This window comes from Gilliamella sp. CG13 (genome assembly GCF_046635805.1).
GTDB lineage: Bacteria > Pseudomonadota > Gammaproteobacteria > Enterobacterales > Orbaceae > Gilliamella > Gilliamella apicola_I.
Map to the genome: position 1 here is coordinate 34,135 of NZ_JBIDFM010000008.1, position 12,625 is coordinate 46,759.

The following is a 12,625-nucleotide window of genomic DNA, read 5'->3' on the forward strand; positions in this document are numbered from 1 at the left end:
ATTAAATTTAATATGTTTGGTAACAAACGGGACAATATTAAATTGAAATTAAATTTATTGCTGATTGAATAATTATATATCACAGCAAGTATAATCGCCTGTGTCATAAAATTTATCACCATATAAATCATTGCTGGTTTTAATAATTGCAATAACACGGCATAGGGAGATTGGTTAGATAATTGCTGAAAAAGTTGTTTATCAAATAAATTATTTAAAATTGGTGTGGTAGTGGCACTGATTAAAAAACAGATGATAATGATTGGTTGAAAACGATTTCTAATAAAATTAATTGTTTCATTTAACAATCGAGAAAAGGATAATTCGGTTTGCATTTTTTAGCTCTAAGTCATTAAGTGGTAACCAAAATAGGCTACCACAAGTGTTGATATATATTTATTATGATTGTAATAATGAGATATCTGCAACTTTTAAAAATAAACTTTGTAGTTTTTTCAATAATGATAAACGATTAAGTTTTATTTTTTCATCATTAACCATGACCATAACTGAAGCAAAAAATTCATCAACGGGTGCTTTAAGCGTAGATAACTCAACGAGGGCATCTTGATACCGTCCTTGATTAAAATATGGGGCTAATTTATCCATTAACACCGCAACATGTTTTGCTAACTCTCCTTCTGCACCGGCTTCAAGCAATGAAGCATTAACACTATCAGGAATTGCTAGTTCTGCTTTAGACAATATATTCGATACTCGTTTATTTGCTTCAGCTAATGATGATGCTTCTGGCAGTGTTCTAAAATGTGTTACGGCTTTTACACGCGCATCAAAATCGGCTGGTTTGGTAGGATTAAGAGCCAATACGGCTTGAATAGTATCAATGGTGAAACCAAGTTCTTGATACCAAGCACGAAAACGACCCTGCATAAAACTAACAATATCAGTTACAACATTTTGGTTATTTAATTTATCACCATATAATGAAACGGCAAATTCAGATAACGCAATAAGATCTAACGGTAAGTTTTTTTCCACAATGATTCTTAGCACACCAATAGCCGCACGTCGCAGTGCAAAGGGATCTTTATCGCCTTTAGGGTGTTGCCCAATACCAAAAATACCGGCTAAAGTATCCATTTTTTCAGCGATTGAAACAGCACAAGAAACAGCTGTACTTGGTAACTCATCACCGGAAAAACGAGGTCTATACTGTTCTTCTATGGCGGTGGCGACTTCAACACTTTCACCATCTTTAAGGGCTAAATAACGTCCCATAATCCCTTGCGTTTCAGGAAACTCGAAAACAGTGTTCGTGACTAAATCGCATTTAGTCAATTTGCCTGCACGTTTTGCTTGCGCTACATCTGCACCAATTTGCTCAGCAATGAAACCTGACAATGATTCAATACGTAATGCTTTATCTTTTACAGTACCCAACTGTTGTTGAAATAATACCGTTTCAAGGCGAGGTAAGCGATCTTCTAAACGCTGTTTTAAATCTGTTTTATAGAAAAACTCAGCATCGGCTAAACGTGGACGAACCACTTTTTCATTACCAGCAATGACCACTTGCGGATCTTTTGACTCAATATTAGCAACAAAAATAAAATTCGGTAGCAATTTTCCTTGTTTATCATAAACAGGGAAGTATTTTTGATCGCCTTTCATAGTATAAACAAGTGATTCGGCAGGGACGTCTAAAAAACGTTCTTCAAATTTTGCTGTTAAAACAACAGGCCACTCAACCAATGAAGAGACTTCTTCTAATAAACTGTCTGTTAAATCCGCTTTACCATTAAGTTTTGCCGCTGCGGCTTCTGCTTGTTGTTGGATAATTAATTTACGTTTATCATAATCAGCAATAACTTTACCGCGTTGTTCTAAAATTTCAGGATATTGATCGGCATTATCGATAGTAAACTCCTGTTCACCCATAAAACGGTGTCCACGGATCACCCGTGCGGAATTAATGTCTAAAATAGTACCGGGTACCAGTTCATCACCATATAACATCGTCACAGTATGGCTTGGGCGAATAAATTCAACTTGACGGGCTGCCCAGCGCATTGGTTTTGGTATTGGTAATTTGCTTAAAGCATTTTTAACCATATCACATAACAAATTGACAACAGGCTGTCCTTTTTGATTTTGTGTATAAGAAAGCCATTCCCCTTTATCTGTTTGTATTCGTTCTGCTTGATCAACCGTAATACCACAACCACGAGCCCAACCTTCTGCGGCTTTTGTTGGATTTCCTGCTTGATCGAATGCTGCACTTACTGCGGGGCCTCGTTTAACGATTTGGCTATCAGGTTGAGTATCATTCAGATTTAATACTTTCAATGCTAAACGTCTTGGTGATGCATACCAAAGGACTTCACCATGTTCTAAATTTGCATTATCCAGTTGTTCGATAAAATTAGCCGCAAAACTTTCAGCCAAAGTTCGGAGCGATTTTGGTGGTAACTCTTCTGTACCAATTTCCACTAAAAATGTTTTTTGCATAATATATATTCCTACTTAGATGATGCACTTTCGCTTGAAGGTGAATTTTGGCACATAGGGAAACCGAGCGCTTCACGTGATGCATAATAGGCTTCAGCAACCATTTTAGTTAATGTTCGAATACGTAATATATAGCGTTGTCGCTCTGTAACCGAAATGGCTTTACGGGCATCAAGTAAATTAAAACAGTGAGCGGCCTTTAAAATACGTTCATAAGCTGGTAAAGGAAGTGGCTTTTCTAACTCAAGCAAAAATTTTGCTTCTTTTTCGTGTTGTTCAAAACAGTAAAATAAGAAGTCAGTATTCGCATATTCAAAATTATAAGTTGATTGTTCAACTTCGTTTTGATGGAAAACATCGCCATAAGTCGTTTTACCGAATGCTCCATCACTCCAAATCAAATCGTAAACACTATCAACGCCTTGAATATACATGGCTAGTCGTTCCAAACCATACGTTATTTCACCTGTTACTGGCTTACATTCAAGTCCACCGACTTGTTGAAAATAAGTAAATTGGGTTACTTCCATACCATTTAACCACACTTCCCAGCCAAGCCCCCAGGCACCTAAGGTTGGGTTTTCCCAATTGTCTTCAACAAAGCGAATATCATTGATTGTTGGATCTAGACCAAGCTCCTTTAACGAACCTAAATAAAGTTCTTGGATATTATCGGGTGAAGGTTTTAAAATAACTTGGAATTGATAATAATGTTGTAGCCTATTTGGATTTTCACCATAACGACCATCAGTAGGGCGACGAGAAGGCTGAACATAAGCAGCATTAATTGGCTCAGGTCCAAGCGCACGTAAACAGGTCATTGGATGTGATGTACCTGCACCCACTTCCATATCTAAGGGTTGAATCACTGTACAACCTTGATTAGCCCAGTAATCTTGTAACGTAAGTATTAAACCTTGAAAGGTTTTGACATTAAACTTTTGCATGATGTTGTCTTTATGGTTGAATTGATTTTTTCGATATTTAAAACAGTGCTGTATTTTATACTTTTTATGAGTGCTTGTGAAATGTCTAATCGCTTCATATCATAATATATTACTTAACTATCTTAATGTGGTTTACATTTTGCATCTTTACCTATTTGTCGGTATAGTGACATTATCATTATTGCTTGGTAATAAATCTAAAATAAAACACCATGTCTATTTATCAAAAAATTGTTGTGATTATTTTTATAACATTAATCAATGTTAGTTTTTTGCACGCTGATGATACTCAGAGGCTAGAGTCTTTGCGTCGTTCAATTGAAGAACAAGAAAATCGAATAGCAGAACAAAATAAACAACGCACTCAATTAGTCAAAGACCTTAAACAGCAAGAAACCGAAATAGCAATTTTGTTGACCTCAATTGAAAAAAATGATTTATCGTTAAAAAAACTTAATCAAGAAATTCATATAATGATTGACCAGATAGATGAGCTGGTTAATAAGCAAACACAGCAACGAGCAGTGTTAGCTAAACAATTGATTGGTGCATTTAAAATTGGGAAAAATAGCGGATTAGAACTGGTATTTTCGGGGGAAAAGGGGGAACGTAACGAACGAATTATTCAGTATTACGGATACATTAACCAAGCTCGAGAGCAATTAATTAATGAGCTTAAAGAGACCCAATTACAATTAAGTGAAAAAAAAGCAGCTTTGCAAAAAAAAGAGTCCTCTCATAAAGTATTACAAAATAGACAAAAGCAAGAACAATTGAGACTTGAAAAAAATCGTCAAAATCGTAAAAAAACGATAGTATCGCTTGAATCATCTATGCAACAGAATCAACAAAAATTAGCGCAACTACGTGAAAATGAAGCGAAATTGCAAGCAAAAATCGCTCAAGCAGAAAAAGAAAGTCAACGTATTGCAGAAGAAGAAGCAAGGCAAGCTAAAAATATTGAAGAAAAACAAAAAAATAATAACTATACATTGAGCTCAGATGAACAATCACTCATGGCAAGAGTGAGTGGTATTGGCAAACCGGCTCATCAATTTAACTGGCCGGTAAGTGGGAGTGTGGCACATCGATTTGGTGAGGCATTACAGGGCGAATTATACTGGAAAGGTATGGTCATTAATGCGAAAAATGGTGTGACAGTCAAAGCAATTGCTGATGGAAGAGTGTTATTAGCCAGTTGGCTACAAGGCTATGGATTTATGGTGGTTTTGGAGCACGGAAAAGGCGACATGAGCTTATATGGATATAATCAGCGTGTTTTAGTGGGAGTTGGGGATAAAATTAAAACCGGTCAATCAATTGCAATTGTTGGCTCGAGTGGTGGTCAAAATAATCCCGGACTTTATTTTGAAATTCGGCGTGATGGTAAAGCGCTAGATCCGAGTGGATGGTTAAAATGATTGTACGCTGTGTAAGTTTAGTTTTTATGAGTCTGTTATTATTCCCTATTAATAATGGACTTGCTTCACAACTGGCTATTGTTATTGATGACTTCGGTTATCGTCAGCAAAATGAACAAAAAATTATTTCACTATCACCTAATATTACGATTGCAGTCTTGCCTTATTCACCCCATGCCAAACAGATGTCTACCTTAGCAAATAAACAAGGTAATGAGGTGATTATTCACTTACCCATGGCACCATTATCTAAACAACCGTTAGAAAAAGAGACACTATTTCCTTACATGGGGGAAGAAGAAGTTAATCAAATTATTGCCAATGCTGTTGAGCGCGTACCTTATGCAATTGGCGTGAATAATCATATGGGAAGTTTAATGACATCTGACCTTAAAGGTATGGAGCATGTTATGAAAGCACTTAGCCATTATTCATTCTTCTATTTAGACAGCAAAACAATAGGTAAAACGCAGGTAATTAATGCGGCTCAAAACTATAATATACCTGTTCTTGTACGAGATGTTTTTCTTGATGATAAACAGAATGAAAATGCCATTGCTTACCAATTTGATATTGCTATTGAATTAGCCCGAAAAAAGGGGCAAGCAATTGTTATTGGTCATCCTTATCCACAAACGGTGAACGTCTTAACAAAAAAGCTGTCCGAATTACCTTCAGATATACAACTTGTTAAACTTAGTCAATTAATTCATCCAGAATCCTTACCCGAAAAACCAACATTAACCTTCAAAGATATATACAAAATATTTGAAAAAATAGGTTATGAAATCTATTATTTATCAATAATTCAGCAATAATTACTTCTTCTCTAAAGTACGGTGACGGACTTGGACTTGTTTATTTTGAGCTCGAAAAATATCAGCTAACTGGTCAGCAATGAACACGGAACGGTGTTGACCACCTGTGCAACCAATTGCAATAGTTAAATAACTTCGATTGTTTTTCTCTAACATTGGTAACCAATTTTTTAAATAATCTGCAGTTTGATAAATAAAATTGGTCACTTCATCATGTTTTAATAGATAGTTTTTGACCGGATCATCTAATCCTGTTAGTGGTCTTAACGATACATCCCAGTGTGGATTCGGTAAAAAACGAACATCAAAGACAAAATCTGCATCCACCGGTAAACCATGCTTAAAACCAAATGATTCAAAAATCATGGTGAGTTCACGCTCTTTTTTGCCTAAAATACGAGATCGTAAAATATCTGATAATTCATGCACGGAAAGATTATCAGTATTAATCATTAAACTAGCATGAGATTTTAAGGGTTCTAAATACTTTTCTTCTTGATCGATGGCTTCTTCAAGGGAAAATTGCTGATTAGCCAATGGGTGAATTCGTCTTGTTTCACTATAACGACGGATAAGCGTATTACGGCTACAATCAAAAAAAATTATCTCAGGCGAAACAGATTGAGGTAAACGTTGAAATATATCTTTATCAAAATCAAAATTGATTGGTAAATTACGGATATCAATACTGACAGCAACAGGGGTTTTATTATTTTTGAGTGAATCAGCTAATTGTGGTAATAAAGCAACAGGAATATTATCAACACAATAAAAACCCATGTCTTCTAACGCACGTAATGCAATCGATTTTCCTGAACCTGAACGGCCACTTACTATCAGTAGGATCACAATTTCAACTCCGATATAATTGATGCATGTAAGTATATAACGTTTATTCGTAAACTTGCAATTTGGAATATAAACAATATTACAACAAACTAAATATTTTTAATATTTAGTTTTTATTTCTTTAATCAATTGTTTAAGAGCTTGCCCTCTATGGGAAATTTGGCTTTTGTGTTCTTTAGTCAGCTCAGCGGCAGTACAATTTAGTTCTGGCACATAAAATAAGGGATCATAACCAAAACCGCCTTTACCTTTTAATTCATTTAAGATTAAGCCATTCCATTTTCCTAAACAGATGATGGGAGTAGGATCGTTTTCATGACGCATAAAAACTAGAGCACAATAAAAATATGCGGAACGCTTTTCTTGAGGAATAGGTTGTAATGCTTGTAATAATTTTTGATTATTACTTTCATCATTACCGTGCTCGCCTGCATAACGTGCAGAATAGATACCCGGTTCACCATTAAGTGCTTCCACAACTAACCCTGAATCATCGGCTATGGCGGGTAACCCAGTTAATTTTGCAGCATATCTGGCTTTTATAATGGCATTTTCGACAAATGTTAAACCTGTTTCATCGGCATCAGGGAGATTAAACTGACTTTGTGCGACGATATCAAAACCCGCATCAGCCAGTAAATTTTGTAATTCATTGACTTTGCCCTGATTATTGGTTGCTAAAACAATTTTTTGCATAAAGGTTCCTTAACCTATTGGCTTAATATTTGAGCTGATTGATTAAACATAATGAGTGTTTTTTATATTTACTTATTTAAAATTCAGGATCACAAGTAAAAGTCATGTTTTCACCTGATTTAGGATGATTAATTGTTAATAATTGTGCATGCAATAGTAATCTTTTTGACATCGAGAAAGCTTCTGGATGGGCATAAAATTTATCGCCTAAAATTGGATGACCAATAGCTTGCATATGCACACGCAGTTGATGAGAGCGTCCTGTAAATGGAAATAATTTAATGCGAGTTGTATTATCGGGATTTCTTGCAATAACTTGATACTCTGTTAATGCATATTTGCCATTTTCCTTATCTACCATTTGTCTAGGACGATTTGGCCAATCACAAATCAGTGGTAATTCAACAGATCCGGTGTCTTGCTCAACATGTCCATGCACAACCGCGATATAGGTCTTTTTAGGAATACGTTCTCGAAATTGTTTTTTAATTTCTCGATCGGCAAGTTTAGATAATGCGACAACCATAATGCCACTGGTTGCCATATCTAAACGGTGTACCGATTCCACATAACTATATTTTTGTTGCAAACGATGAATGATACTGTCAATAAATTGTGGTTTATTACCAGAAACCGATAAGATTCCCGGTTGTTTGTTAACAACAACGATATGATCGTCTTGATATAAAATTGACAGCCAAGGATCAGTAGGGGGATGATATTCCAAAAGCATTTAAATATGACAATTAATAACTAAAAATTGCCATATATTCTAGCAAAATCAACAAAAAGTGCCAGTTCTATAAATTGTTTACTTATGCCATGTTGATTCTTTCGGTGAAAAGAGCTGCATAAACAATATGATCAGACCCACAATAAAATAGCAAGCAAAAATGATGATCATCCATTGTGACATTTCAATCGTTAAAAATGACCAGATTTTTTCAGAGCAAGAACCATAAGCACTAAATACTTCAGGTAACCAAGTATCTAAAGGTAACCAGGATGGAAATTCAGTTTTAATTGAACACGTATCACCAAAGCTTGGCTCGAACTGTAGTTGTGCATGGAATTTTGCTAATCGAAAACCTTGAAATGCACTAATAAGCCAAATAAAAATACCGGCTAAACGAAAAGATGTTTTGCGAGGAGCCAGAAATCCAATAAAGCTTGCTATCATGATACCAAATATTGCACAACGTTGATAAATGCACAATGTACAGGGTGCAAGACCTAAATTGTATTGAAAATGTAGAGCAATTAATTCAAAAACAACGGTTGAAAGAAAAAGTAAAAACCAAGCAAACCTTCTACGTGAGTACTGATTAAGCAGCGATAACATACTATTTTATTCTCCCAGATTCCGTTATAATTGTTTTGCTTTTATTATACTGAAAAAAACTACCTAATTATAATTAAGATTAGTGTAGATTATTTAAGAATAATGTAAACGACTTTTACTCATTGATAGCGGACTAATCATCTCTTATGCACACAAACGCTCCACAAAAAAAATTAAATGTTACTTTTGTGACTATATCTGAAGAAAATGCGACTCAACGTATTGATAACTTTTTACTCACCTATTTGAAAGGTGTACCAAAGAGTATGATCTATCGTATATTACGCAAAGGTGAAGTGCGAGTGAATAAAAAACGTATTAAGCCAGAATACAAATTGAATATTGGCGATGAAGTTCGTATTCCTCCTATTCGAGTTGCTGAAAAAGCCACGCCCGAAATCTCAACAAAATTAAATAAAGTGGCCGAATTAGAAAAGGCAATTATTTATGAAGATGAGATGATTTTAGCTATCAACAAACCTTCGGGCATTGCGGTGCATGGTGGCAGTGGTTTAAGTTTTGGTGTGATTGAAGGATTACGCGCGTTAAGGCCTGAAGCAAAATTTTTAGAGTTGGTGCATCGTATCGATCGTGAAACATCAGGGGTACTGTTGATTGCTAAAAAACGCTCTGCATTAAAAGCGTTGCATGAACAGCTTCGTTTAAAGCAGATGCAAAAAAATTATTTAGCGTTAGTGAAAGGCAATTGGTCTTCTGAATGTAAAGTGATTCAAGCACCATTGCTAAAAAATGTGCTCAAAAGTGGTGAACGAGTGGTGAAAGTTGATAAAGAAGGAAAACCTTCAGAAACACGTTTTAAAGTAGAAGAACGATTTGAGTTTGCCACGTTGATAAAAGCCAGTCCTGTAACAGGCCGTACTCATCAAATTCGAATTCATACGCAATATGCTAATCATCCGATTGCTTTTGATGATCGTTATGGGGATCGCCAATTTGATGCATTATTATCACATACTACACTCAACCGTCTTTTTTTACATGCGGCGAGTGTAAAATTTATTCATCCTAAAACCCAGCAAGAAATGCTATTACAAGCCCCAATGGATGCCACATTGCAAGCTTGTTTAACTCAGCTTAGAAAAGATAAATTTAAACAAGCATAATTTAAAAAATAAATAAGGTAGTTAGCACCAATGAAAGATATCAATTTATATTTAATTAGACACGGTCAGACGGAATGGAATATTAAAGATCAAATGCAAGGCTCACAGAATTCCCCTTTGACAGAAGAAGGAATTTTAGGTGCAAAGATGACAGGAAAGTACCTTAAAGATATTCCGTTCATACAGGCTTATTCAAGTACTCAACAGCGTGCAATGGAAACTCGAGACTATATCATCAATGAAAATGTAAATGTTATTCCAACCGCTGAACTTTCAGATTTATGCGAAATGGATTTTGGTATTTGGGAAGGTAAACATGTGCCGACATTAAAAAAAGCATTTCCGGAATTTAACACTTATCTCACTGATCCTGCTAACTTTGATGCAACAGTCAATCAAGGTGAAAATTATCAACAAGTTTTGGCACGTATGGAGCGAGCATTAAAGACCATTATCGAAAATACTAAGCAAGATACCGGTAATATTTTAGTTGTTTCTCATGGCACAGTATTACGGATACTACTTTGTGTTTTAAATGGAGGAGACTGGCGTTTACACCGTGATGAAGCGTATTTTCCACGTATGTTAAATACAAGTATCAGTGTGGTTAACTATAAACAAGATGAAAATCAGCCTAAAGGGCAATTTTCGGTTAAGTTTTATAATAACGTTGATCATTTAGCCAATAAATAAATTTGCTGAATGAATATTTTTCTGGCTAATGTGGATGCCATTAGCCAGAAAATTATAAATTTTACCTTTTGTATTTTGCAAAGCGTTTTTGCAGTTGCTTTAATTGATTTATTCTGGCGTCTATTTTAGATAGTGTGATTTGATCGCCTTTAGCTCTATTTTTAGCGTTTTGCAGCAATTGAATAGATTCATCAAATCTACCTTGTAAAGCAATAAGCTCAGCTCTTGCAGTCATTTGTTGTGCTGTTGAGTGCAGCCCACCATAAGCTTTAATCAATTCATCCCAGCCATTCATATCGTCATTATGATCATGGGTATAGCGATGAAGAAGGCTAACCGCCTGTTGGTAATTTTTATTATTATTATAAGCCGCCGCTAAATTTAATTGTATCGCTGTGCTGTTAGGAAATTTTTTTAAAGCTTGCTGTAATCGTGTAATGGCAACACTATTATTATTAAGTTCTAAATCTATATCAGTCATTAAATCAATAAACCATAGATTATCAGGCTGACTATCTAATAATGGTTGAAGTTGCTGTTTGGCTTGTTGATATTTACCTGCCTGATAATCCGCCAATGCGGCACAGTATATGATGGCAATTTTGCTTGGTTGATTATTTAATTTTTTATAATCTTGAATTAATAACAAAGCGGCATTTTTATTTTTAGCCGTAATAATCGCTAATCGAGCTTTAGCTAAATAGTAATCAAGAGAAGAAGTAATATTTTTTTTACTGTATTGCAAAGTTCGGTTGCGAACGTCAGTTAAACGATTATTAGGCAATGGGTGAGTAAGTAATATTTCAGGCGGTTTACTACTAAAGCGCGTTTGGTCAGCAAGTTTTTGCAAAAATTCAGATGATGCATAAGGATCAAATCCGGCTTTGACTAAAGTCCTAAGACCAACACGATCCGCTTCTTGCTCATTGCTCTGAGTAAAACTAATCATACTTTGTGCAGACCCCGCCATTGTACTTGTCATTGCAGCCATTCCAGCTTCAGGATTTGCTAATGTAAGTAATATAGAACCTAACGTAGCTCCCCAAAAATAAGGACTGTTACGATTTTGGGCTTCGATTGAACGGGCTAAATGTCTTTGGGTGACGTGACCTATTTCGTGAGCCATGACCGACGCTAGTTGACTTTCGTTATCCGTATCAAGTATTAACTTAGAATGGACAACAACATTACCACCAAAAAAAGCGAAAGCATTAAGGACATCGCTACGCATGATATAAAAGTGAAAAGGGGTTTGTACTGATTCTGATTTTGAAACTAATTTTTGACCCAAGTCATTAATATATTGATTCAAAACAGGATCATTTAGAATAGGGGCTTGAGCGCGTAACATTCGCATGTAATAATCCCCCATTTCCATTTCTTGACCGATACTTAATGTTGATGCAGCCGCTGTACCAATATCGGGCAAGTTAATGTTATCTGCATATACCAATGAGGTATTTTGCAATAGCAATGAAGCCGAGATTAAAAATGCAATTGTTTTTTTTAGCATTATTTTATTCCATAGGGATAATATAATTATTAATAGTTATTTTAGCTGAAAAAAAACACAATATCACTTTGAATTTGTGATTAAACTTTACATAAAGTTAATAAGCCTAACAGATAGGATCTTTAATCAATGACGTTGTTTAGGGTTATCAAAATTTCTATCTTTTTATTGAAAAACGGCAGAGCGAATTTTTTCAATATCAACTGTTTCAAGATATTTTTTGATATTGGGATAAACATTGTAGTGATGACCAAATTCAGCTTGCATTAACTCATTAATAGCTTGAGATTTAGTCCAATTTTCAAAAACCAAACGGTACATAGCAATAGCGACGCCGGTACGATCACTACCTTGCCAACAATGGATTAATATCGGTTTAGGGGAGGTATGAATTGCTTTCATTACTTGGATCATTTTCTCATCAGTAATATCACCTGCCCGCATTCGAATCCAAACTTCTGACATCTGTGTATTTTCGACTAACTCACGATCACTGTGAAATAGCCGTAAATTTATAATGGTTTTAAAGCCAAGTTTATCAAGATATTTAAATTCAGTTATTGAAGGTTGTTCTGAGCGATAGATATCGTTAGACACTTGATGAAAATTATCCGGTAATTGATAATCAGAATTAAGCTTAGATTGACAGCCAATGAGATTTAAACTCATACAACACAGCAGTAGTAGACATATCATAATCGTTGTAATACGGTTATGACTCATTTTTAACTGTTGTGTTGTATTTTGCATAAC

General features: G+C 35.2%; 12 protein-coding genes. 4 read left to right on the forward strand and 8 right to left on the reverse strand.

From position 1 onward, the window contains the following. Nucleotides 1-399: 399 nt before the first annotated feature. Both glyS and glyQ read right to left on the reverse strand, forming a co-directional pair. Nucleotides 400-2,472 (reverse strand): glycine--tRNA ligase subunit beta, encoded by a 2,073-nt coding sequence (gene glyS, locus ACGH6R_RS10015; protein ID WP_411599690.1) that lies wholly within the window; start codon nt 2,470-2,472, stop codon nt 400-402. 8 nt (nt 2,473-2,480) lie between these two features. Further along, nucleotides 2,481-3,416, reverse strand: coding sequence for a glycine--tRNA ligase subunit alpha (gene glyQ / locus ACGH6R_RS10020; protein ID WP_065558403.1), 936 nt, complete (start codon nt 3,414-3,416; stop codon nt 2,481-2,483). A gap of 212 nt (nt 3,417-3,628) precedes the next feature. Between glyQ and envC the strand changes: the two genes are divergently transcribed. Together envC and ACGH6R_RS10030 are read left to right on the forward strand one after the other, a co-directional pair. Then, nucleotides 3,629-4,837, forward strand: coding sequence for a murein hydrolase activator EnvC (gene envC, locus ACGH6R_RS10025; RefSeq protein WP_267380249.1), 1,209 nt, complete (start codon nt 3,629-3,631; stop codon nt 4,835-4,837). Beyond that, complete coding sequence (locus tag ACGH6R_RS10030; RefSeq protein WP_267350105.1) at nt 4,834-5,655, forward strand: divergent polysaccharide deacetylase family protein; 822 nt, start codon at nt 4,834-4,836, stop codon at nt 5,653-5,655. The genes envC and ACGH6R_RS10030 overlap by 4 nt, the downstream gene beginning before the upstream one ends. Here the strand turns inward: ACGH6R_RS10030 and rapZ are convergent, their stop codons facing one another. The 4 genes from rapZ to dsbB all read right to left on the reverse strand — a co-directional run bounded on the left by rapZ (nt 5,656) and on the right by dsbB (nt 8,542). Continuing rightward, nucleotides 5,656-6,504 (reverse strand): RNase adapter RapZ, encoded by an 849-nt coding sequence (rapZ, locus tag ACGH6R_RS10035; RefSeq protein WP_267380246.1) that lies wholly within the window; start codon nt 6,502-6,504, stop codon nt 5,656-5,658. 99 nt (nt 6,505-6,603) lie between these two features. After that, on the reverse strand, nt 6,604-7,200 hold the full coding sequence (locus ACGH6R_RS10040) for an XTP/dITP diphosphatase (protein ID WP_065558399.1): 597 nt from the start codon (nt 7,198-7,200) through the stop codon (nt 6,604-6,606). Between the two features lie 76 nt (nt 7,201-7,276). Next, nucleotides 7,277-7,933 carry a bifunctional tRNA pseudouridine(32) synthase/23S rRNA pseudouridine(746) synthase RluA gene (gene rluA / locus ACGH6R_RS10045; protein ID WP_267360896.1) on the reverse strand — a complete coding sequence of 219 codons (657 nt, stop codon included), beginning with the start codon at nt 7,931-7,933 and terminating at the stop codon, nt 7,277-7,279. Nucleotides 7,934-8,011: 78 nt separating this feature from the next. Beyond that, the gene (dsbB, locus tag ACGH6R_RS10050; RefSeq protein WP_065558397.1) at nt 8,012-8,542 is read right to left on the reverse strand and encodes a disulfide bond formation protein DsbB; all 531 of its coding nucleotides are present in this window, start codon (nt 8,540-8,542) and stop codon (nt 8,012-8,014) included. Nucleotides 8,543-8,688: 146 nt separating this feature from the next. Between dsbB and rluC the strand changes: the two genes are divergently transcribed. After that, nucleotides 8,689-9,666: a 23S rRNA pseudouridine(955/2504/2580) synthase RluC gene (gene rluC, locus ACGH6R_RS10055; protein WP_065558396.1), complete on the forward strand. Its 978-nt coding sequence runs from the start codon at nt 8,689-8,691 to the stop codon at nt 9,664-9,666. Nucleotides 9,667-9,696: 30 nt separating this feature from the next. Further along, entirely contained in the window at nt 9,697-10,359 is a 663-nt protein-coding gene (locus ACGH6R_RS10060) for a histidine phosphatase family protein (RefSeq protein WP_411599662.1), read from the forward strand. Nucleotides 10,360-10,420: 61 nt separating this feature from the next. On the opposite strand, the gene ACGH6R_RS10065 is transcribed toward ACGH6R_RS10060, so the two are convergent. Further along, nucleotides 10,421-11,872, reverse strand: coding sequence for a M48 family metalloprotease (locus ACGH6R_RS10065; RefSeq protein WP_411599664.1), 1,452 nt, complete (start codon nt 11,870-11,872; stop codon nt 10,421-10,423). Between the two features lie 165 nt (nt 11,873-12,037). Then, on the reverse strand, nt 12,038-12,622 hold the full coding sequence (locus ACGH6R_RS10070) for a tyrosine-protein phosphatase (RefSeq protein ID WP_411599665.1): 585 nt from the start codon (nt 12,620-12,622) through the stop codon (nt 12,038-12,040). Between the last annotated feature and the right edge of the window lie 3 nt (nt 12,623-12,625).

Coding starts and splice junctions, on each gene's coding strand:
- glyQ (WP_065558403.1), bottom strand. CDS start 3,416: ATGCAAAAGTTTAATGTCAAAACCTTTCAAGGTTTAATACTTACGTTA.
- envC (WP_267380249.1), top strand. CDS start 3,629: ATGTCTATTTATCAAAAAATTGTTGTGATTATTTTTATAACATTAATC.
- ACGH6R_RS10030 (WP_267350105.1), top strand. CDS start 4,834: ATGATTGTACGCTGTGTAAGTTTAGTTTTTATGAGTCTGTTATTATTC.
- ACGH6R_RS10040 (WP_065558399.1), bottom strand. CDS start 7,200: ATGCAAAAAATTGTTTTAGCAACCAATAATCAGGGCAAAGTCAATGAA.
- rluA (WP_267360896.1), bottom strand. CDS start 7,933: ATGCTTTTGGAATATCATCCCCCTACTGATCCTTGGCTGTCAATTTTA.
- dsbB (WP_065558397.1), bottom strand. CDS start 8,542: ATGTTATCGCTGCTTAATCAGTACTCACGTAGAAGGTTTGCTTGGTTT.
- rluC (WP_065558396.1), top strand. CDS start 8,689: ATGCACACAAACGCTCCACAAAAAAAATTAAATGTTACTTTTGTGACT.
- ACGH6R_RS10060 (WP_411599662.1), top strand. CDS start 9,697: ATGAAAGATATCAATTTATATTTAATTAGACACGGTCAGACGGAATGG.
- ACGH6R_RS10065 (WP_411599664.1), bottom strand. CDS start 11,872: ATGCTAAAAAAAACAATTGCATTTTTAATCTCGGCTTCATTGCTATTG.
- ACGH6R_RS10070 (WP_411599665.1), bottom strand. CDS start 12,622: ATGCAAAATACAACACAACAGTTAAAAATGAGTCATAACCGTATTACA.